Origin of the sequence: Candidatus Palauibacter scopulicola, from assembly GCF_947581915.1 — a bacterium.
Lineage (GTDB): Bacteria > Gemmatimonadota > Gemmatimonadetes > Palauibacterales > Palauibacteraceae > Palauibacter > Palauibacter scopulicola.
Genome location: NZ_CANPWG010000062.1, coordinates 44,343 through 64,004, shown reverse-complemented (window position 1 = coordinate 64,004; position 19,662 = coordinate 44,343). Strand labels below are relative to the sequence as shown.

At 67.0% G+C, this 19,662-nt stretch carries 20 protein-coding genes; 14 read left to right on the top strand and 6 right to left on the bottom strand.

The annotated features are described in order from the left end of the window. Positions 1 to 28: 28 nt before the first annotated feature. The 10 genes from RN743_RS12445 to RN743_RS12400 all read left to right on the top strand — a co-directional run bounded on the left by RN743_RS12445 (position 29) and on the right by RN743_RS12400 (position 10,504). Positions 29 to 730 carry a PD-(D/E)XK motif protein gene (locus RN743_RS12445; protein ID WP_310780223.1) on the top strand — a complete coding sequence of 234 codons (702 nt, stop codon included), beginning with the start codon at positions 29 to 31 and terminating at the stop codon, positions 728 to 730. A 302-nt stretch (positions 731 to 1,032) separates the two neighbouring features. Beyond that, entirely contained in the window at positions 1,033 to 2,565 is a 1,533-nt protein-coding gene (locus RN743_RS12440) for a hypothetical protein (RefSeq protein ID WP_310780221.1), read from the top strand. Beyond that, positions 2,562 to 3,467 (top strand): hypothetical protein, encoded by a 906-nt coding sequence (locus tag RN743_RS12435; RefSeq protein WP_310780219.1) that lies wholly within the window; start codon positions 2,562 to 2,564, stop codon positions 3,465 to 3,467. The genes RN743_RS12440 and RN743_RS12435 overlap by 4 nt, the downstream gene beginning before the upstream one ends. A gap of 147 nt (positions 3,468 to 3,614) precedes the next feature. Beyond that, the gene (locus RN743_RS12430) at positions 3,615 to 4,562 is read left to right on the top strand and encodes a hypothetical protein (protein WP_310780217.1); all 948 of its coding nucleotides are present in this window, start codon (positions 3,615 to 3,617) and stop codon (positions 4,560 to 4,562) included. A 245-nt stretch (positions 4,563 to 4,807) separates the two neighbouring features. After that, the gene (locus RN743_RS12425; RefSeq protein WP_310780215.1) at positions 4,808 to 5,068 is read left to right on the top strand and encodes a hypothetical protein; all 261 of its coding nucleotides are present in this window, start codon (positions 4,808 to 4,810) and stop codon (positions 5,066 to 5,068) included. 99 nt (positions 5,069 to 5,167) lie between these two features. After that, positions 5,168 to 8,530 (top strand): hypothetical protein, encoded by a 3,363-nt coding sequence (locus RN743_RS12420; protein WP_310780214.1) that lies wholly within the window; start codon positions 5,168 to 5,170, stop codon positions 8,528 to 8,530. Positions 8,531 to 8,583: 53 nt separating this feature from the next. Continuing rightward, positions 8,584 to 9,108, top strand: a complete 525-nt coding sequence (locus RN743_RS12415; RefSeq protein WP_310780213.1) for a hypothetical protein — start codon at positions 8,584 to 8,586, stop codon at positions 9,106 to 9,108. Between the two features lie 33 nt (positions 9,109 to 9,141). After that, a complete protein-coding gene (locus RN743_RS12410; protein ID WP_310780212.1) occupies positions 9,142 to 9,435 on the top strand; it encodes a hypothetical protein in 294 nt (97 codons plus the stop codon). After that, the gene (locus RN743_RS12405; RefSeq protein ID WP_310780211.1) at positions 9,432 to 9,821 is read left to right on the top strand and encodes a PIN domain-containing protein; all 390 of its coding nucleotides are present in this window, start codon (positions 9,432 to 9,434) and stop codon (positions 9,819 to 9,821) included. Before RN743_RS12410 ends, RN743_RS12405 begins: the two co-directional genes overlap by 4 nt. Further along, positions 9,818 to 10,504 carry a GyrI-like domain-containing protein gene (locus RN743_RS12400; RefSeq protein ID WP_310780210.1) on the top strand — a complete coding sequence of 229 codons (687 nt, stop codon included), beginning with the start codon at positions 9,818 to 9,820 and terminating at the stop codon, positions 10,502 to 10,504. Before RN743_RS12405 ends, RN743_RS12400 begins: the two co-directional genes overlap by 4 nt. On the opposite strand, the gene RN743_RS12395 is transcribed toward RN743_RS12400, so the two are convergent. The 6 genes from RN743_RS12395 to RN743_RS12370 all read right to left on the bottom strand — a co-directional run bounded on the left by RN743_RS12395 (position 10,474) and on the right by RN743_RS12370 (position 15,902). Continuing rightward, complete coding sequence (locus tag RN743_RS12395) at positions 10,474 to 11,181, bottom strand: hypothetical protein (protein WP_310780209.1); 708 nt, start codon at positions 11,179 to 11,181, stop codon at positions 10,474 to 10,476. The two genes, RN743_RS12400 and RN743_RS12395, sit on opposite strands and share 31 nt — an antisense overlap. Beyond that, complete coding sequence (locus RN743_RS12390; protein ID WP_310780208.1) at positions 11,178 to 11,900, bottom strand: ABC transporter ATP-binding protein; 723 nt, start codon at positions 11,898 to 11,900, stop codon at positions 11,178 to 11,180. Before RN743_RS12390 ends, RN743_RS12395 begins: the two co-directional genes overlap by 4 nt. Further along, complete coding sequence (locus RN743_RS12385; RefSeq protein ID WP_310780207.1) at positions 11,897 to 13,192, bottom strand: 1-acyl-sn-glycerol-3-phosphate acyltransferase; 1,296 nt, start codon at positions 13,190 to 13,192, stop codon at positions 11,897 to 11,899. The genes RN743_RS12390 and RN743_RS12385 overlap by 4 nt, the downstream gene beginning before the upstream one ends. Before the next feature lie 118 nt (positions 13,193 to 13,310). Next, the gene (locus RN743_RS12380; protein ID WP_310780206.1) at positions 13,311 to 13,592 is read right to left on the bottom strand and encodes a hypothetical protein; all 282 of its coding nucleotides are present in this window, start codon (positions 13,590 to 13,592) and stop codon (positions 13,311 to 13,313) included. 9 nt (positions 13,593 to 13,601) lie between these two features. Then, complete coding sequence (locus RN743_RS12375) at positions 13,602 to 15,170, bottom strand: hypothetical protein (protein ID WP_310780205.1); 1,569 nt, start codon at positions 15,168 to 15,170, stop codon at positions 13,602 to 13,604. 153 nt (positions 15,171 to 15,323) lie between these two features. After that, complete coding sequence (locus tag RN743_RS12370) at positions 15,324 to 15,902, bottom strand: hypothetical protein (protein ID WP_310780204.1); 579 nt, start codon at positions 15,900 to 15,902, stop codon at positions 15,324 to 15,326. 180 nt (positions 15,903 to 16,082) lie between these two features. Here RN743_RS12370 and RN743_RS12365 point away from each other — a divergent pair, with 180 nt between their 5' ends. The 4 genes from RN743_RS12365 to RN743_RS12350 are packed head-to-tail and all read left to right on the top strand — an operon-like array spanning position 16,083 to position 19,661. Further along, entirely contained in the window at positions 16,083 to 16,523 is a 441-nt protein-coding gene (locus RN743_RS12365; protein ID WP_310780203.1) for an SRPBCC domain-containing protein, read from the top strand. 23 nt (positions 16,524 to 16,546) lie between these two features. Beyond that, a complete protein-coding gene (locus RN743_RS12360; RefSeq protein ID WP_310780201.1) occupies positions 16,547 to 18,007 on the top strand; it encodes a hypothetical protein in 1,461 nt (486 codons plus the stop codon). Beyond that, entirely contained in the window at positions 18,004 to 19,074 is a 1,071-nt protein-coding gene (locus RN743_RS12355) for a hypothetical protein (RefSeq protein WP_310780199.1), read from the top strand. Before RN743_RS12360 ends, RN743_RS12355 begins: the two co-directional genes overlap by 4 nt. Then, positions 19,074 to 19,661, top strand: a complete 588-nt coding sequence (locus RN743_RS12350) for a choice-of-anchor V domain-containing protein (RefSeq protein ID WP_310780197.1) — start codon at positions 19,074 to 19,076, stop codon at positions 19,659 to 19,661. The genes RN743_RS12355 and RN743_RS12350 overlap by 1 nt, the downstream gene beginning before the upstream one ends. Position 19,662: the final 1 nt, after the last annotated feature.

The following is a 19,662-nucleotide window of genomic DNA, read 5'->3' as shown; positions in this document are numbered from 1 at the left end:
GTGATACATCTAACAATACATCAACAACTTGCGAGTTTGCGGACGAGAACTAGCTCGCATCGCGCGTGGCGCTGGTTGCGCAGATGCCGCGTTAGCCACAATCGAGGACTTTCAAACGCTACTCACGCGTTCCTCTGCGCCAGCTGTCACCACGGGCATGGCTGCCGGACTACTTGCCGAACTCCTTGTCCTGAACAGGTTGCTTGATCGCTCGCCTTCCGCATGGAACGCGTGGCGGGGACCGGCCGGTGATCGTCACGACTTCCGTGCCGGAGATACTTCTCTTGAAGTCAAGGCCTCCCTTCGCTCCGGCGCTCCCACGATCACCATCCACGGCCTTCATCAACTCGAGGTGCCATCTGGTGGGACACTGCATCTCATCCGAGTGATCCTTGAGCCGGTAAGCGACGGAGTCCTGCGTGTTTCTGATGTCGTGGAGAGTGCAAGCTCGAAAGCCGACAAGCCCTCGAGACTGGCTGAGCTACTGGCCGCTTCGGGCTTCACCAATGCGAATGCTCAGGAGTGGGATCGGTATGCGTTCCGGCACGAATCCGAGAAGATCTACGAGATACGGACGGGATTCCCTCGACTCACACCAACGGTACTGAAGGACGCCTCCGCGATTCGAGGCGTTCAAGACGTCAGTTACAAGATCGACCTGTCAGCGGCGGAGCGGTTCATGTGCAACGCAGCGGTGTTTCACGAACTCGAATTGAAACTTTGCTCATGACGACCGCGCGCCTCACTGCGTATTCGGAACCGTATGGGTCGACGGGGAATATCGGGGAAAACCTTTACCGTCTGCTCGGTACTCACTCCTTGGATCCGTTGCAGACGGTCATACGGGAGGCGGTACAGAACATCGCGGACGCCGCAAAACTTGGAGTCGGACCGGAGATTGTCATCAGAGTGCGACGGCTAACTCCTGGACAACATGCGGTTCTAGCGTCCCAAGTCATCGGAGGCTCGCTGCAGGAAGCTCACTCGAACGAATTGCTCACTACCATGCGAGCCCGTCGGGAATTGGTGGTAATGGAGATCTGCGACTTCGGAACAGTCGGCCTTGGGGGGCCAACGCGCGCGGATCGCATTCCTGAAGGAGTCGAACGTACTGACTTCATAGACTTCCTTCGAAACATCGGCACGGCACGCGACACCCAGTTGGGTGGCGGTACATATGGCTTTGGTAAAATGGCATTCTTCGGCGCAAGCCGGTGCAAGACCATCATCGTGGATTCCCTGCCCCATGGGGCGGGACCGGAGGGTCGTCGCCTGATCGGCTGCCATTGTGGACCCTCCTTCGACGTGCCCGAGAACGGGATGCGCAAGCGCTTTACGGGCCGACACTGGTGGGGCATTCCTGATCCTGACGACGGGATCGTTGATCCAGCGACCGGGGCCGCCGCCTCGGCCTTGGGTTCGGCATTGGGCCTCCCGGAGCGAACTCCAAATCGGCCCGGAACGTCCGTGATGATCGTGGATTTTGATGCAGGGAACGAGGATCTTCATCGGCTCGGAAATCGGGTGGTGGACGGGCTGCTATGGAGCTTCTGGCCTCGTATGATGCGAGATGCTCCGGCGCACATGCGATTTACCTGCCGCGTGGAGGTCGATGGCTCAGCGCTGCCAATCCCATATCCAGAGGATTTTGAGCCGCTTACGCTGTTCGCGAAGGCCATGCGAGCAGTACGAAGTGGGATCGGGAACGAAGTGAACAAGATTGCTTCCCAGAGACCGAAGAGGGAACTGGGTACACTGGCGATCGAACGCGGCTTGCGGACACGGAGGCGCCCCGTGGTGGCTGACGAGTCTTTGTTCCCCGAGCCGTCCCGACATATCGCACTCATGCGACCCATCGAGTTGGTCGTAAAATACCTTGAAGGAACGTCGCTGCCGGACGAAAGGCTCGAGTGGGCCGGCGTGTTCGTGACCAGTCGCGAGGAGGAGGTTGAGAGTGCCTTTGCTGAATCCGAACCACCCTCGCACGATGACTGGAAGCCCAACAGCCTCCCGCATGGCAATACCAAGCGATACGTGAATATCGCTCTCAAGCAACTGAAGCGAACCGCGTTGGACATGGGATTGACAAGAACCGGACAACCACCGGCTACGGAGGCGGGACCGCCTCTCGCGCGTGTCGCACGTCAGCTTGGGGCGATGCTCGAAGACGACGGCGCGGTGCAGGAGAGGCGGCGGCCGGGGGGTGGTGGAGCACGCCCTGCCCGCGCCAAGGCGACCCCTCCCCTTTTCGAGAAACTGGAGCCTGTGCGGTCAGGACGTGTGGCTGTGTTTTCCACCGAGGTCAGCCAAGATGCTCAACGTACCGGCCTAGCGCTTACGGCGCGCGCAGCCGTAGCGGTCGAAGGCGCCCGCAGGCTTCGCGCGGACGACGATGTGGAGCAACCTGCTGTCGTTTCAATTCGTGCCGTGGACGGGAGTCTTTGCGGGCGCGGCGAAAACCTGGACCTAGCAGGAGCTGAAGGATCATTCGAGATACGCGTTCTCATACCCGAGGGCTGCGCGGTCACGGTCGAGGCCAAGGTGCTAACGAGGCTTGACCGATGAACCAACGCATTGCCTTCCCCTTCTTGACTCTGTCAGAAGCCGCCGTCATGGCAGATCCTTGGACCTTCTCGCTCAGCGATACCAACTGGATGACGCTCGGCCACTTCCTTCCGGATCTCGACTCGGCAAGCAAACTTCGGATCCGCCGGAACGTGACCCTAGACCCGCTCCAAGTGGCGGACGATCTCAGTATCCCCCTCGAATCCCTTCGTTTAGCCGTTGGGGTCCGCGTCGGTACGGGCCCCGGGCGCCTGCCGAGGCTGATCGTGTGGCGCGAGCATCGCGAGTTGGCAGAGGAGACGTGGGAGACCGAGTTCGAGATTGGCTTGTCCGGCCATCAGTTGTCGCTCGTCCTCGACATTCAGACAGAGGTCAGCCTCGCAAAGGCACCCGAGAACCCAGGGCCACTGTCACCGCGGCTGCCGGCAAGTCGCCTCTGGTCGGACTCTGTGCGAGCGCTGATCGAAGGAGAGGAACCCCGGTTCCCTATGGAGGTTGCCAACTTCAGAGATCTCCTGGGGAACGGCGCCGCAGCTGCGGCCCCTTGGTATCTGCATTGGTCGCCCCGAGATTGGAACCGTGATTTTCAAGGTGCCGCTAGACTCTACATTAACAGCGACCAATCCGACTTCATCAGCAGGATCGAAGACCAAGATGCGCCCACGCTTCAACTGCTTCTAGCGGAGATCATGGGGCAGATCTGCGAACGGCTCGTGAGCGACCCGGAAGCCAATGAGATCATATCCGAAGCGGCCCGCGGGTCCCTCGGGGCCCAAGCGGCGGCATGGTTGAATGGGATCTGGCCCAAGAAGGATGCGAGCTTCATGCGTTCCTTACTCGAGCAGCGGCCGGGGCTGTTTCGGGCTGCCGTCCTTGAGTTGGCCGAATTGCGGGAGGTTTAGATGGTCATGCTCCTTCCGCGGCTGCCCGGCCCGGCTGCAGACGTCTTGTTTGACCGATTCGTTGAGGGTGGGCCAACCAACTGGACGGGATTCGACCCTTACAATCTGCCATCGGCTGTCCGCTACGCTCCTACGGGAGGATCTCGAATGGACCCCGAGCAACTAGATGAAGTGCGAGAGGCCCTGTTGCAGATCGCCCGGACGAATGGACTAGGCGCTCACGCGGAGGGGCCTTCGTTCTCACGGTTCGACGCCGCGACGGGCGCGGCCATGGGTGAGATGCCATTGCTCGAAAGTGGCGAGGCGCTCAGAGATGATGTTTGGACTTTCATCGGGGTAACGCTGCTGCCCGATGTGGTGCACTGGCGATTCGGGGAGGCGCGGGAGAGGTATCTTGGCGGCGTGCGCAACACATTCCAGAGACTATGGTTGCGCGCCAAGGCTCTCGACAGGGGGGCTGAACATCCGCAACGGTGGGGACTGCTCGAGGAACTGACCGAGGATGCGCTCGTCCAGATAACCGAACGGCCGAGCATCGGCGGCGATCCAACGCTGGCGAGAGCAGTGGCTGAAGCTTGGCTCCGTGCCCGGAACCATCACGGAAGGAGGGCGATGGAGTCCATCATGAGGCGGGCTATACTGCGCGTCAGGATCTGGAACGAGATCCGGAGTCTTGCCGATCTTCCGTCGGATCTGCTGGCGCCAACGCTCGATGAGGCGTTCGGTCTTCCCGCTAGAGATGAGCAGAACCGCAAGTCCCGAGCAGGATTGCACAGAGGGCAAACCGAGGGAGCGTCGCTCCCGTCCGATCCTGAGACAGACGAGCCTGATCGCCGGCCGACGAATCAAGCCACCGGTGAGCCTGTGGAGTCGAGCAATGCCATCCGGCGTGCTGCTTCGCGGATTGCCGACGTGGCGAAGCGACGCCGGCTGATATCCCCAAAATCCACGGCAGCTCTGACCGTGCTCATGGAAGGGCAGCGTGAGTTGACCCGGAGCGAGCGGAATGCGGTTTTGCACCTCCTGTGGAGGATGAGCGCTGCGGCGCTATTGCCAGAAGAGGTGGCGGTGGTGCTGCCGAAGGTGTCGGCATAAGGAGAACACGTTGCGTCCCGGACCGACGGTCGGATGTCAGCAGTGCGAGTTGATGAAGCTCAGACAGATAGCCGCGAGACCGCGACGCCACCATCCAGGCCGCGTCGGCCGGCGTTGTCCTCCGCTGGTCCGTGCGTCCTCGGATGATTGCGTGTTGACGGGGGGCCGTAGGTTCGGGACGGGTCGAGCACCGGGGCGGGAGCCCTCGCTCACTCACGAACCTTAACCGGAGTGTTTGCGACACCATGGGAACGGATCTGATCGCCGACCTCGTCCTGGCGGCAACGCTGATCGGCATTTGCGTCATCTTCTGCGGCCTGTCGCGCAACCAGCGCAGGGAACTGCGCGCCGAAATCCGCGGGGCGGACGAGCGTCTGGGCAACCGCATCGACGCCGTCCGCGCCGAACTCGTGGAGACGCGCGTGGCCACGGCAGACCGGGTCGCCCGCGTCGAAGGGCACATGTTCGGAGTTCCGCGGCCCGACTCCGAGACCGATTCCGGCTGACGGGTTGCCCTTCTCCCACCCTCGGACTGACCTTCCCAAGCTGCGAATTCCCCGGCGGCGAGGCTTCAAGACCACGGCCAGAACTCACAAGGTGCGATCATGATCGATTTCGAGAGACTCCACGCGAACCCGTACGCCCGACGGGGCGTCCTCTCCCGCTTCCCCGCCCTTCTCCTCGCGGGGATGGCGGCGCTCGGCGCGCTCGGCACTCCCGGGGCGCTCGCCGCGCAGGAGGGCGAGGATGACGAGGACGACGCGCCCGAACTGAACGCCGGGTTCATCTCGGGCATCCGGTGGCGGAGCATCGGCCCCGCGCTGGCCTCCGGGCGGATCGCGGACATCGCGGTGGACCCGACGGACCGGAGCGTGTGGTACGTCGCGGCCTCCTCCGGGAACGTGTGGAAGACGACGAACGCGGGGACGACCTGGACGCCGATCTTCGACAACTACGGGTCCTACTCCATCGGCGCCATCGCGCTCGACCCCCACGATCACCTCACGCTCTGGGTGGGGACGGGGGAGAACAACGGGCAGCGCTCGGTGGGGTACGGGGACGGCGTCTACAAGTCGATCGACGGGGGGCGCTCGTTCCGCAACATGGGCCTCGAGACCTCCGAGCACATCGGGAAGATCCAGATCCACCCGGACGATTCGGATGTGGTCTTCGTGGCGGCGCAGGGGCCGCTGTGGAACGCGGGCGGCGAGCGCGGGCTGTACCGCACGATGGACGGGGGCGAGAGCTGGGAACCGGTGCTCGAGATCGACGAGCACACGGGCGTGAACGAGGTCTACTTCGACCCGCGGAACCCGGACGTGATGTACGCCACCTCGTGGCAGCGGCGGCGCCACCAGTGGACGATGATCGACGGCGGGCCGGGCTCGGGCATCCACAAGTCGACGGACGGCGGGAACACGTGGCGCGAGATCAACCGCGGCCTCCCCTCGGGGGACAAGGGGCGGATCGGGTTCGCGATCTCGCCGCAGAACCCGGACGTGCTGTACGCGATCGTGGAGGCGAGCGGCGACGCCGGCGGCACCTTCCGCTCGGAGAACATGGGGGAGAACTGGTCGCGCACCTCCCGCTACCAGTCGGGCGCGCCCATGTACTACCACGAACTGTACGCGGACCCGCACCGCTTCGACCGCATCTACTCGCTCGACACCTTCGTCGAGATGTCGGAGGACGGCGGGGAGACGTGGGAGCGCCTCCCCACGCAGGGCGTCCACGTGGACCATCACGCGATCGTGTTCGACCCGGACGACCCGGAGCACATCATCCTCGGCAACGACGGGGGTTTGTACGAGACATTCGACTTCGGGGAGAGCTGGCACTTCTTCTCCAACCTCCCCCTCACCCAGTTCTACAAGGTCGCGACCTCGAACGACGAGCCGTTCTACTACGTGTACGGGGGCACGCAGGACAACAACACGCTCGGCGGTCCCGCGCAGACGGCCGACAACGCGGGGATCCGGAACTCGGACTGGTACGTGACGCTGGGGGGCGACGGGTTCGACCCCGTCATCGATCCCGAGAACCCGGACATCATCTACTCGCAGCTCCAGAACGGCGTCCTGTCGCGCTTCGACCGGGTGTCGAAGGAACGGCTCGACATCCAGCCGCAGGAAGACGCGGACGGGCCGCCGCTGCGCTGGTACTGGGACGCGGCGCTCCACATGTCGCCGCACGACAACCACCGTCTCTACTACGGGGCCCAGGTCCTCTTCCAGTCGGACGACCAGGCCTCGACCTGGCGGCCGATTTCGGGCGACCTCACGCGCAACCTCGACCGCAACCAGCTCGAGGTGATGGGGCGGGTGTGGAGCGTGGACGCGGTGGGCAAGAACCGCTCGACGTCGGTGTTCGGGCACATCGTGGCGGTCTCCGAGTCGCCGTTCGTGGAGGGACTCATCTACGCGGGCACGGACGATGGGCTCGTGCAGGTGACGGAGGACGGGGGCGAGAACTGGCGCGCGGTGGAGAGCTTTCCGGGCGTGCCGGACACGAGCTTCGTGCACGACGTGGAGGCGTCGCTGCACGATCCGAACACCGTGTTCGCCGTCATCAACAACTTCAAGCGGGGCGACTTCCGGCCCTACGTTCTGAAGTCGACGGACCGCGGGGTGACGTGGACTTCGATCTCGGGGGACCTGCCGGAGAACGGACCCGCCTTCTCGATCGTGCAGGATCACGTGGAACCGAACCTGCTCTTCCTGGGGACGGAGTTCTCGGCCTTCACGTCGGTGAACGGCGGCGAGTCGTGGATGGAACTGGGGACGGGGCTGCCGACGATCCCGGTGCGCGAACTGGAGATCCAGAAGCGGGAGGATGACCTGGTGGCGGCGACCTTCGGGCGCTCGTTCTACGTGGTCGACGACTACACGCCGCTCCGGGAACTGGCGGCGCGGTCGGACGAGATCCTCGCCTCGGATGGGCACATCTTCGACGTGAAGGACGGGGAGATGTACCTGCGCTGGAGTCCCGGGGGGACGAGCGGGTCGAGCTTCTACACGGCGGACAACCCGGCGTTCGGGGTCACGTTCACCTACTACGTGGGCGAGACGCTGCGGACGCGGGAGGCGGCGCGGCAGGCGGAGGAGCGGCGGTTGCAGCGGCAGGGGGAGGACACGCCCTACCCGACGTGGGAGGAGCTGGAGGCGGAGGACCGGGAGGAGGCGCCGAGGGTGTTCCTGACGATCCGGGATGCGGACGGGAGCGTGGTGAACACGGTGAACGGCTCGGCCTCGCGGGGCATGCGCCGGGCGACGTGGAACTACCGGTACCCCGGCTACAACCCGGTCACGGGGGGCGGCGGTGGCGGCTTTGGCGGGTTCGGGGGCGGGGGCGGCAACGGGCCCATGGCGCTGCCCGGGAGCTACACGGTGTCGCTCTCGCGGCGCGTGGACGGCGAGGTGACCGAGCTGGCCGGGCCGGTGCCGTTCGAGATCGCGCCCATGGGGGGCTCGGCGATCCCGCTCCAGGACCGGGCGGCGGTGCTCGCCTTCCAGCGACAGACCGGGGAGCTGCTCCGCGCCGTCTCCGGGACGCAGCGTGTGGCGGGGGCCGCGATGGCCCGCATCTCGGCCATGAAGCAGGCCCTGGACCGCTGGCCGTCGGCCGACCCGGCCCTCCGGCAGGAGGCCCGCGCGCTGGAGCTGCGGCTCCTCGACCTGCAGGAGACGCTGAACGGCTCCCGCACGCGGGCCTCCCGCGCCGAGCCGGACATGCCGGGGATCGTGGCCCGCGTGAACCAGGTCGTGCGCGGCCACTGGAACGGCCTGCACGGCCCTACGCAGACGCACCGCGAGCAGTACCGGATCGCGAACGACGCCTTCACCGCGCTGTATCCGGACATGCGGCAGTTGATCGAGACGGACCTGCCGGCGCTCGAGGCGCGGCTGGAGGCGGCCGGCGTGCCGTGGACGACGGGCCGCGCGCTCCCGGACTGGCCGCCGAACGGGTAGGTGCCGGCTTTCACCCGCGGGGTCGGCTCCGGTAACCCGGCGGGCGTCCCCGCGTGAAGATCCTCTCGTACCTGTGGAAGACGATCGGGCCCCGGCGTGTGGGGCTCGTCGTCATGTGCGTGTACACCGCGTGGCTCGTCTTCTTCTACCGCTACCACTGGGTGGACGGGATCAACCTCCTCATCCACGAGGCCGGCCGCCTCATCTTCTCTCCGTTGGCCCGGGTCTCGGCCGGCGGAGAAACGCTTGCCGTCCTGGCCGGGCCCGCACTTCAACTCGCCGTGCCCCTCTACATCACGTACCGGCTGTGGCGGCGGGGGGAGTCGACTCCGGCGGCGGTGAGCGCTCTGTGGTCGGCCGAGAGCCTGATGTACGCGGCGGAGTCCATGGCCGGCGCGAACCGCCTCGCCCTCCCCGTGATCGGCGATCACTCGAACAACTGGCGCCTTCTCCTGGACCGCGCCGGCGCCTTGGAGTCCGCCGAGCAGATCGCCCTCGCCCTCCACCTCCTCGCGTCAATCGCAGCGGTCGCCGCGACCTGGCGGGCGATCCGCCTCGAATCGAAGGCCACCACTTGACCTAGGTAGCTACCAGTAGCTACCTACAGTGACATGAGATCCGTAGGCATCAAGACACTGAACAGCAAGCTGAGCGAGTACGTACGTCTCGCCGAAGCAGGTGAGACCGTACTCGTCACGGACCGCGACCGGGTCGTCGCCGAGATCCGTCCGCCGCGTGCATCGCGGAGCCCTGTCCTCGCTGACGCCATGCTTGCCGATGCGGTGCGGAAGGGTTGGCTGACTCCTGCACTCTCTCCGGGCTCCGAGCCCCCCAGAGGCGGACCGCCGGTGGCTACACTTGCCGAGTTGCTGCGTGAACTCGACGACCTTCGCAGCGATCGGTGATCTACGTCGACACCTCGGTCGCCCTGGCCCACCTGCTCGCCGAAGATCGCCGGCCGCCCACCCCTTTCTGGACGGAAAACCTTGTCTCCAGCCGCCTCCTGGAGTACGAGATCTGGACAACTCTGCACGCGCGGAAGTTGGCGCCATCGCGATCGGAGGCTGCACACGCCGTGATCGCCCGAATCTCGCTGGTGGAGTTGGCACCGCCCGTGCTGGCCCGTGCGCTCGATGCATTCCCGGTTACCGTTCGGACACTGGATGGGCTTCACCTGGCGTCGCTGGAGTTTCTGCGGGGGCGTGGCCAAGCCGTTGAACTTGCCAGCTACGATCGCCGTATGGCGAGCGCAGCAGAAGCCATGGGTATCCCGATTCTGGACCTGCCATGAACCGGCGCACCCTTGCTGTTCTGCGGTGTGCCCACGGGCTCCTGGCATGGTCCCTTGGTGCGGCAGTCGCTGCGGTCGAACTCGGCGGGCAGGGGGTCGATCCGGCCGGGTACGACCGCTTGGTCGAGCCGCGGATCGTGGAGCGGGTGGACGAGCGGGTGCTGGAGGTGCGGGCCATCGGCGATCCGGACGACATCGGCAGCGCTGCGTTCGGGCTTCTCTTCCAACTCTACTTCTCGAGCGGAGCGGCAACCGGCTTCACACCCCCGGTCGCCCGCGCGCGCTGGCAGGACGGGCTCGACGAGATTCCGCGCGGCGAATGGGTCGGCCGCTACGCGCTACCTGTCCCCGAGGCCGTGGAGTCGCTGCCGGAGCACACGCCGCCGGACGGCGTGACCACCTCAATCACGACGTGGGAGTATGGAACGGTGGCCGAGATCCTCCACATCGGCCGCTACGACGCCGAGCAGCCGACGATCGAGCGCCTCAAGGCGTTCGTCGAGGCCGGGGGCTACGAGACGTTCGGCGGACACGAGGAGGAGTACATCGTCGGCCCGAGCATGGCCGGCCCCGGCAACCCCGACGAATACCGCACGATCCTCAGATACCGCATTCGCAAAGCGGATCTGGGCCGTGGTGGTGGGCCGTCCGGTCAGAGAGGTTTCTCGGGCCGAGAGGGATAGCGTGCCACGCCCCGCTGAGCGATACCGAAGGCGGCGGCGGCGAGCAACGTGAAGATGGCCAGCGTGACCACTCCAATGGCGATGGGGGCGTAGGGATGCTCCAGGAATGACCGGAGTGCGGCGCCGATGCCTTCGCGTTGCAGTAGGCCGAGCACCCGCGGGGCGACCCAACCCACAAGAACAACCATCGCTGCGATCGACCAAGTGATGAGTCTGGTCAGTTCGCAAGCCGCAGCGGCCGTCAGGCACCAAGCCGCAAGCGTGAGCAGCGCCCAGTACCCCAGCGCGATCTGAAACGGCGCCACCCCCACAAGCACCCCCCACTCGGCGGGCGGCTCGACCAGCATGAGCGTCACGCCGGTGGCGATCACGCCGGGCAACAACCCCGCGGCCGCCGCAAGGAAACGGGCCGCAACGAGATCGGATACGGTCACCGGAAGGGACAGCAGGAACTCCAGTGTCCCATCGAGCCTGTCTCGCATGACGGCGAAGGGCACCACCACAAGCAATCCCAGCGTCACTCCCATGACGACCGCCAGAACGTTCTCGTCGGTGGCCCGTCCGAAGATGTAGAACAGGACGAGACCTGCCGCCCCGGCAAGATACAGGCGCACCAACAGAGGCTTGGCGCGCTGGATTTCCACGCGGGTCAGGTCGCCGACATGCCGCAGATTCAATGGGCGTCCAGAAGATCGTAGAGGGCATCCGCCAGCGACGCGTGGTCGGCGCGCATGAGTCGCACCGAACGGTCGGCGATCATGGTTCCGTCGACGAGGACCAGCACGCGTTCGGCCAGCCATTCGACATCCTCGAGGATATGAGTCGAGAACAGCAGGACTCTCCCCGGGTCTTCGTCGAGGCTCTCGACGACGACATCCATGAGGCGCCGGCGCATTACCGGGTCAAGGCCGGCCGTCGGCTCGTCGAGGAGCAGGACGCGGGGTCGGCACGCCTCCGCCGACACGAACGCAACCTTCGCCTTGGTACCGCTCGAGAGAGTTCCCAGATTCGCGGCGTCGGAAATCTCCAGCCGCTCCGTCAATCGCGCCTCGTAGTCGCGATCCCAGTTGTCGTAGAAGCGCGCAAGCAGGTCGAAGTGCTGCCGAACCGTCATTCCGGCGAATCCGAGGAGTCTCTCCGGCATCACGCGAACGTGATTGCGCAAGCCGGGCAGGAGCGTGCGCGTATCGACGCCTCCGAACCGCATGTCGCCTTCGTACTCCGGCAGCAACCCCGAGAGCGCTCGCAGGATCGTGGTCTTCCCCGCCCCGTTCGGACCGACGAGGGCCACACGCTCCCCCGCGGTCAATTCGATGCTGAGCGGTTCAAGCTCGAACAACGGGTACTTGACCGAGAAGGAGCGCAGCTCGATGTCGGGGTCTCGCGTAACGATCATCTCTTATGAACCTGGCGTTCCTCCATCCATTGCTCCTCGAGTTGCCGGAAGGTCTTGGTGAGTTCCGAGCGCAGTCTGGCGAACTGCTCGCGGCGATCGGGGCGGCCCTGCAGCCGCAGGAAGACGGCGGTGTCCTCTCGCACCTCGCGGGCGAGTTCCACCCACAGCATCGCCACGAAGCCGCACGCGGGGGGCACCACGGCCGCCACCGCGGCGACCGTCCATCCCCCCACGAGATAGCCCAGCACGGGCCCCAGGATCCAGGCCGCACACGTCCCGGCCAGGAGCGTCCCCAGCTTGACCGTCGCGGTGACCTCGAGCTCGGGTTTCACGAGCCTGACGACGAAGCCGGGCAGCCGGACTATGGGTGCCCAGAGCAGGGATCCGGTCACCGCGAAGGGAAGCCCAAGCGCCAGGAGCGTTCCGCGCACGACGACGTATTTCGCGACCGGGAGGAAGCTGTAGCGGGGAGGCACGTCCCCTTCCCCGGCACGGAGCTCGTCGCTCAGCCGGGCATACCGCGCCACCTTTTCCACCAGGCGGCGGTGCTCCTCGGGGTGCGCCCGGCGGATCCATTCCAGGCCCCGCGCGAAACGCTGCAGGCGGGGGAAGCGCGTCCCCAGCGGCTCCCGGGTCCGCCACGGCACCCACCGCAATTCACGGACGTAGAGCTGCTCCGCCACCTCGACGAGAATCCGGTCTCGGGGGCGGCCGAAGTTCAGCGTCTCGCGGCGCACCCCCCGCTCGATCCGCTCGGTGAGCCTGCGCCCCGCGGCGACGGGATCCTCCCGGTACGCCTCCTTCAGGTCCGCGCACCCGAACGCCTTGCCGAACCGCACGGCGACCTCGGTTCTGGCCAACTCCTTGGCAGCATAGGTGATCCCCACGGGCGCGATCGACAGCCCGAGCCCCCAGTCGGCGCCCTCCTCCGCCTGCAGCGCGATCCGCGCGGTCCCCGTGCGGAACTCCGCCAGGCGCGCCTCGGAGTGGCTCTTGCCCTCGGGATAGATCTGGATGGCGCCGCCCCCGTGGAGCACGTCGACCGCCGACCGGAACATCTCCTCGTTGCGGTGCATTGCCTCGGGATCGTCCTCCCTGCGGTGGACCGGTATGCCGCCCAGCGCCCGCAGCATCGGACCCAGAAGGAACCGGTCGAAGAGCGGTGCGCGACCCAGCGGCCGCGTGATCCGGTCGCTGCACCGGAAGATCAGCATGGCATCGACAAGGCTGTTGGGATGGTTGGCCGCCACGATCAACGGACCGTCCGGGAGCGGAGGCCCATGCCGGTCCACGCGATAGAAGAGCGCGGCCGCGGTTCCGGTGATGCCGGCGATCAGCCTCGGTATCCGGTCCAGGTTTCCGCCTCCATCCCCCGTCGTGGGTCGAGTGCGGCGGCCTCTTCGCCTCCCGTCAGCGGCGGGCCGCGCGCAGGTAGCGTCGCCCGAGGCGAGCCATGCGCTCGTCGCCGAGTCCCTCCGCCTCGCCGATCAGATCCTCGATGTGCGGCGCCAGGGCGGGGTCGCCCCAGCCGTAGCCGGTCGCGGTCTCGGCGCTCTGCGTGTTGCCGATGTGGGCACCCTCGAGCAGGGCCCGCGCGGCGGCCGCGTCGAAGCGCGGCGACTCGCGCGGCGGGAGCGCGTAGCGCGGCTCGGGTTCGTGCGTCGCGTCTTCGTTGACGAAGGCTCGGGACATCGGGTGGGACTAGTGGACGACCGCTCCGGCCCGCGCCTGCACCGGGGCTGCACCGCCCGTGCTCTTGATGTAGGCGTAGGGGTCGTGCTCGAGCGCGCCCTCCGGGAGGAACTCCCACAACGGCCCGAGATCGTGCTTCACCCGGTCGATGTAGAACTGCGGCAACTCCTGCGTCTCGCCCTCGAAGTAGTCGCGGAATTTCCGGTCTGACTTGAGCTTGTCGCGCACGGTCGTGTAGTACGCGATCCTCCCGTTCCCCTCCGACGAGAGGGCCCGCACGGCGTTCAGGAGCCTCGGAATGCCGCCGCGGTTCGCCCTGAGCCGGCGCCACACCGCCCGCTTCGAGAAGCTGTACTGCGTGAGGTCGATGACGTGGTCGTAGAACTCGATCCACTCGTAGTTCTTCGGCTTGAGGTTCATCGCGTGATTGTTGTTGAGGAAGTGGAACGGGAAGCCGAGCACCCGTCCTTCCTGCTGGTATTCGAGGTTGAGCGGGGCCGCTTCTCCGAACGACGTCAGCAGGGAATAGCCGGGGAAGGCGGCGGGCGAGGCATCGAGGAACCGCTTCGTGAGCTCGAAGGGTTCGGGGCCTTCATCGCAATCGAGACCCATCACGAAATTGGTCTGGAGATAGGGGATGTAGCTCGTGATGAGGTTGGAGTGGTCCGACACCTGGCGGACCTTCTCGATCCCGTGACGGTTCCGGGACTTCGACTTGTTCCCCAGCATGTACCACGACTCGACGCCGGGCAGGATCGCGCGGAAGCCGGCCTTCGCGAGTCGCTTGAGCCGCGGCTCCCCGAGGAGGGAGAGGCTGCTCTCGGCGATGAACTCGATCGTGCCGGGGGGGACGGCCTCCTCGATCGCCCCCAGCACGTCGTCGAACCGGACCCCGAAGTTGGGGTCGTGCCAGCCGACGATCGGCCGCTTCATCTTCTTCGCGAGGAAGCGGAGGTCGTCCCGCATCTCGTCGAAGTCGAGCGGCTGGTAGGGGATGACCGAATCGATGCAGAAGCTGCACGTGTACGGGCACCCGAGGCTGCCGAGCATGGGGACGATCTTGAACAGCGGCGCCTTCTGAAGCGTCGGCTCGATGAACTTCCAGCGCGCGCGCACGCCGGGCAGTGACACCGGCTGTGTCTCGGCGGTGACGTGGCGGCCCAGGGGCCGCTGCGGCTGGCAGTCGTCCAGGACTCCGTTGAGCACCGCCTTGTCCGTGAATCCGAACACGTAGTCGAAGTACTTCTGCGCGTCCTGGGGATAGCAGCGAGCGTGCGGGCCCCCGATGCAGGTGACGGCGCCCCGGCGGCGGAACATCTCGCTGATCGCGTAGGCAAGCTGGGCGCCCTGCGAGAAGGCGCTCACGAAGAGCAGGTCGATGTCCTGCGGGAGTTCCTCGACGAGGTCTTCGAAGCCGGTGTAGCAGACGAGGCTCACCTCGTGCCCGGCCTCCTCGCACCACGCGCCCAGAACCTGCGGCATGATGCTCGCGAGGTTTGCGTGCATCACCTTGGCGTACAGGGCCTTCGTGGGTCCCTTCGACACGAGGTCCACGATACCTACGCGGAGCTTGCGCAACGGCGATCCTCTCGGAATGGGTGCACGCGTAGCCGGGTCGAGCGCGTAGCGGAATCGAGCAACCTAGGTGCGGGCCACGCTCGGCGGCAATCGGTGCGGCAATCGGTTACGGGGTTTTGCCGCAGCCCGGGTGCAATCGGCCAGCAGGGACGGTTACCGGCAGGCTTCGGCGTTCACGCGCCGGTACTCGCGCACGAATTCGTCCATCATGCTGGCGACCAGGCTCGTGACGGGGCCCGCGTCGCGCCCGAGATAGAAGCCGATTCCCTGTTGCGGGGTTTCCCACGTCGGGGCCCAGTTCAACCACTCCGGCGCGGCGCCGGGGGAGTCCGCGGACCCGCCCCCGGCCTCTCCCGCCCGGGGATCGCTCTGGCGGTCGTAGAGGAGCTTCAGGAGGCGCAGCCGGATGACGTAGACCGTCACGGCGGCGGTTGGGGAGAGCCTCTGAGCGCTGACGAATACGGACAACTGGAGGGTGGACGCGCCCGGCCGGCCGGCGGGGGCGAGGATCCCGGCGGCCTGCAGCCGGCTCGTCGCCATGCCTTGCACGGCCGGCGTCGTGACTTCGGCCGGCCCGCCCATGTTGGTGACGAAGACCTCCACCGGAACGGGGCTGCAAGCGGCGAACAGAGCGAACCGATCCCGGTCCGAGACGGATCCCTGGGCGGTCGTGCCCACAGGGGAGAGGAGCCCGAGGAGGACCGCGGGAACGACCAGCTTTGCCGGATTCACGAGCGATTCAGGAACGGGGGAACTCCTTGCCCGATGAGTCGTTAATCATGTACGAATGGGACAACCTGATCCCGTCCAATCGTCTCGCGCCAGATTCCACGCCGGACGGCCGCGGATTATGCCGCAGATTTCGCCGCTGGTTTCGCCCCAGGTTTCGCCCCGGACACCGAGGAGAATCGGATGACCGCTTCCGCCGATCGAGAATGCCGCGTCACGAGAACGATCCCCGCGCCTCCGGAGGCGGTGTTCCGTGCCTGGACCGAACCGGATCGGATCCGGCACTGGTCCTGCCCCCCCGGCGGGACGATCCGCGACTCGCAGGTCGACCTCGTGCCCGGGGGAGCGTACCGCCTTCTCATCGAGGCTGAGGGCGGGACGCTCCATGCGGCGTTCGGCGTGTACCGGGAGATCGATGCCCCGAACCGGCTCGTGTACACCTGGGACTGGGAGGAGCCGGAATCCGCGATCGGCGAGACGATCGTCACGGTCGAGTTCATCGCCGACGGAGCGTCGACCGAGGTTGTCGTCGCGCATGAGGGCTTCCCCGCCCCCGAGGCCGCCGAGGGGCACCGCCTCGGGTGGACGTGGTCGCTGGAGCGCCTGGAAGCGCTGTTCAGCTGAGGTTCCGGAGAAGACACGGCTTCATGCCTTCCGAACCCGCGGCCCACGCGACAACGGACCTTTCCCCGCGCCGGATCTTCGCCTTTTGGGCTCCGCTGGCCGCCACGTGGCTGATGATGGCGGTCGAGGGGCCCTACCTGGCGGCGGTCGTGGCGCGGCTGCCGGATCCCACGCTGGGGCTGGCGGCCTACGGCGTGGCGATCGCGCTGGCGGTCCTGATGGAGGCGCCGGTCATCATGCTGCTGAGCGCCTCGACCGCCCTCGTGGAGGACGCCGTCTCCTACCGGCGGCTGCGGACGTTCGCGCACGGGCTGAACGCCTTCTCCACGCTGATGCTCCTCGCCGTGCTCGTGCCGCCGGTGCACCGCGGGCTCATGCTGGGGGTGCTCGGACTGCCGGAGGAGCTGGCGCGCCTGACGTACGGGGCGCTGTGGTGCTTCCTGCCCTGGCCGGCCGCCATCGGCTACCGGCGCTTCTGGCAGGGCGTGCTCATCCGGTCCGGACGCACGCGGCTCGTGGCGGGCGGGACCGTCGTGCGGCTCGTCTCGATGTCGGTCGCCGCGCTCGCGCTCGCCATCGCAACCGACCTGCCCGGCGCCGCCGTCGGGGCCGCCGCGCTCTCGTTCGGGGTGGTGATGGAGGCGGCGGTGGCGCGCTGGATGGCCCGGGACGCCATTCGCGCCCTGCTCGTACCGACGGGCCGGGGGGCGGACGCGGCCGACCCCGTGACCGTCTCTTCGGACCCCCACGACATCGCCGAGATCGGCCGCGTGGGCGTCTCGACCGCCGATCCGGCGGCGGGCGCGGGGACCGGCGGCGGCGAACTGGGCTTCGGTGAGATCGGGCGCTTCTACGTGCCCCTCATGCTCACGTCGCTGATCGGGATCGCGATCCAGCCGATGCTGACCTTCTTCATGGGTCGCGCGGCGTCACCGGTCGAGTCGCTCGCCGTGTTCCCGGTCGTGCACTCGCTCGGGTTCATCTTCCGCTCCGTCGGTCTCAGCTTCCAGGATGCGGTCATCGCGCTCCTGGGCCGGCGGAACGAGGGCTACGAGGAGATCCGCCGCTTCGCGATCGGTCTCGGCGCGACGCTCTCCGGCATCCTCGCGCTGCTCGCGTTCACCCCGCTCTCCCAACTCTGGTTCGTCCACGTGTCCGGCCTCACGCCCGAACTCGCCTCCTTCGCGATTCCGGCGGCGCGGGTGCTCACTCCCGTCCCCTTCCTGGGCGTCATTCTCTCGCTGCAGCGGGGCACGCTGATCCGGCACCGGACGACGGGGCCGATCATCGTCGGGACCGCCGCGGAGATCACGGCCGTGGCTATCGTGTTCGTCGCGGTCGGCTGGGGGCTGGGCTGGGTGGGAGCGACCGCCGCCTTCACCGGCTTTCTGCTCGGCCGCCTGACCGCCAATATCTATCTGACGCCCAAGGTGCGGGCGGCGAGGCATGAAGCGGGATCAGCGATCGAGGAGGTACGAAGATGATCCATCGAATTCGAGGCGGGACGCTGGCGGCGGCAGGATTTGCGGCGGCAGGGTTCGCGGCGTCGGCGTTCGTCGGCTCCGCGGAGGTTGAGGCGCAGGACCACACCGCGTCGACCGACGTGCTTACCATCGAGGAATGGACGGTGCCCTACCCCGACAGCCGTCCGCGCGACCCGTTCGTCGGACCGGACGGCCGCGTCTGGTTCGTGGGACAGGCCGCGCACTACGCCGCCGTGCTGGACCCCGCCACGGGGGAGTTCACGCGCTACGACATGGACGACGGCACGGGACCCCACAACCTGATCGTCGACGATGACGGGCTGGTCTACTACGCGGGCAACCGGGCGAATCACATCGGGATCATCGATCCCGCCACGGGCGAGATCGACAAGATCATGATGCCGGACGAGCGGGCGCGGGATCCGCACACGCTGATCTGGGACGACAACGGGGACATCTGGTTCTCCGTGCAGGGCGGGAACCTGGTCGGCTTCCTCGACAAGGAGTCGAGGGACGTGCGGCTGGTGGAGGCGCCGGAGGTCGAGACGCGTGGCGGCATGGGTTCGAGCCGCCCGTACGGGGTCAAGCTCGACTCGGCGAACCGGCCCTGGATCGCGCACTTCAACACGAACCTGATCGGGATGGTGGAGCCGTCCTCGTTCGAACTCATCGGCTACGACCTGCCCGAGGGGGCGCGGCCGCGCCGGCTGGTCATCGACTCGAAGGACCGCATCTGGTACGTCGACTACAGTCGGGGGAAGATCGGTCTCGTCGAAGAGGGCGGCGGATTCCAGCGGGAATACGACCTGCCGGCTGGCGAGGAGTCGCGGCCGTACGGGGTGGCGATCGACAAGTACGACGTGGTGTGGCTCGTCGAGACGGGAATCCAGCCGAACCGGTTCGTGGGCTTCGACACGGACTCGGAGGAATTCGTGGGCACGCTCGACGTGCCGAGCGGGGGCGGCACGATCCGGCACATGTACTACGATCCGGCCACGGACTCGATCTGGTTCGGGGCGGACGTGAACACGGTCGGGCGGGCGGTGGTGTCGCCGCGCTCGCGCTGATGTCCCCGCCGGGGCCCGCGGCCGCGCTCTGCGCCGCGGGCCTCCTCGCGCTGGCATCGGCGGCCGGAGTCCCCGCCGCGAGCCCGACCGCGGAAATCGAGGGGCCGCCTCCGGGCCACACGGGCGGCTTCGGGGAGCCGACCTGCGCCACCTGTCACTTCGGCGCTCCGCTCAACCAACCGGGGTCCACGCTGCAGGTGGTCGGACTCGACGGCGGCTACCGTCCGGGACAGCGCCACCCGGTGACGATCCGTTTCGAGAGCTTCGACATGCTCGCCGCCGGCTTCCAGGCGTCGTTCCGTTTCAACGAGGGAGAGCGCCGGGGGGCTGGGGCCGGTGAGATCCGACCGCTCGACGACCGCGTCACCGTCGTGCGAGGTGAGAACGGCACCGAATACGTCCAGCACACCCGAGCCGGCTCCACGCCGACGGACGGCGTCGCGGAGTGGACCTTCGAATGGCGCGCCCCCGACGCGGACGCCCCGGTCGTCCTCCACCTCGCCGCAAACTCCGGCGGCGGCGACGACTCCCCCCTCGACGACCTCGTCTACACCCTCTCGATCACACTCACCCCGAGGGTGCACTGAG

What these genes read in the sequence shown, in the direction of transcription:
- RN743_RS12440 (WP_310780221.1), top strand. Translation starts at nt 1,033, where the DNA reads ATGGAGATCTGCGACTTCGGAACAGTCGGCCTTGGGGGGCCAACGCGC.
- RN743_RS12435 (WP_310780219.1), top strand. Translation starts at nt 2,562, where the DNA reads ATGAACCAACGCATTGCCTTCCCCTTCTTGACTCTGTCAGAAGCCGCC.
- RN743_RS12430 (WP_310780217.1), top strand. Translation starts at nt 3,615, where the DNA reads ATGGACCCCGAGCAACTAGATGAAGTGCGAGAGGCCCTGTTGCAGATC.
- RN743_RS12425 (WP_310780215.1), top strand. Translation starts at nt 4,808, where the DNA reads ATGGGAACGGATCTGATCGCCGACCTCGTCCTGGCGGCAACGCTGATC.
- RN743_RS12420 (WP_310780214.1), top strand. Translation starts at nt 5,168, where the DNA reads ATGATCGATTTCGAGAGACTCCACGCGAACCCGTACGCCCGACGGGGC.
- RN743_RS12410 (WP_310780212.1), top strand. Translation starts at nt 9,142, where the DNA reads ATGAGATCCGTAGGCATCAAGACACTGAACAGCAAGCTGAGCGAGTAC.
- RN743_RS12400 (WP_310780210.1), top strand. Translation starts at nt 9,818, where the DNA reads ATGAACCGGCGCACCCTTGCTGTTCTGCGGTGTGCCCACGGGCTCCTG.
- RN743_RS12390 (WP_310780208.1), bottom strand. Translation starts at nt 11,900, where the DNA reads ATGATCGTTACGCGAGACCCCGACATCGAGCTGCGCTCCTTCTCGGTC.
- RN743_RS12380 (WP_310780206.1), bottom strand. Translation starts at nt 13,592, where the DNA reads ATGTCCCGAGCCTTCGTCAACGAAGACGCGACGCACGAACCCGAGCCG.
- RN743_RS12365 (WP_310780203.1), top strand. Translation starts at nt 16,083, where the DNA reads ATGACCGCTTCCGCCGATCGAGAATGCCGCGTCACGAGAACGATCCCC.
- RN743_RS12360 (WP_310780201.1), top strand. Translation starts at nt 16,547, where the DNA reads ATGCCTTCCGAACCCGCGGCCCACGCGACAACGGACCTTTCCCCGCGC.
- RN743_RS12355 (WP_310780199.1), top strand. Translation starts at nt 18,004, where the DNA reads ATGATCCATCGAATTCGAGGCGGGACGCTGGCGGCGGCAGGATTTGCG.
- RN743_RS12350 (WP_310780197.1), top strand. Translation starts at nt 19,074, where the DNA reads ATGTCCCCGCCGGGGCCCGCGGCCGCGCTCTGCGCCGCGGGCCTCCTC.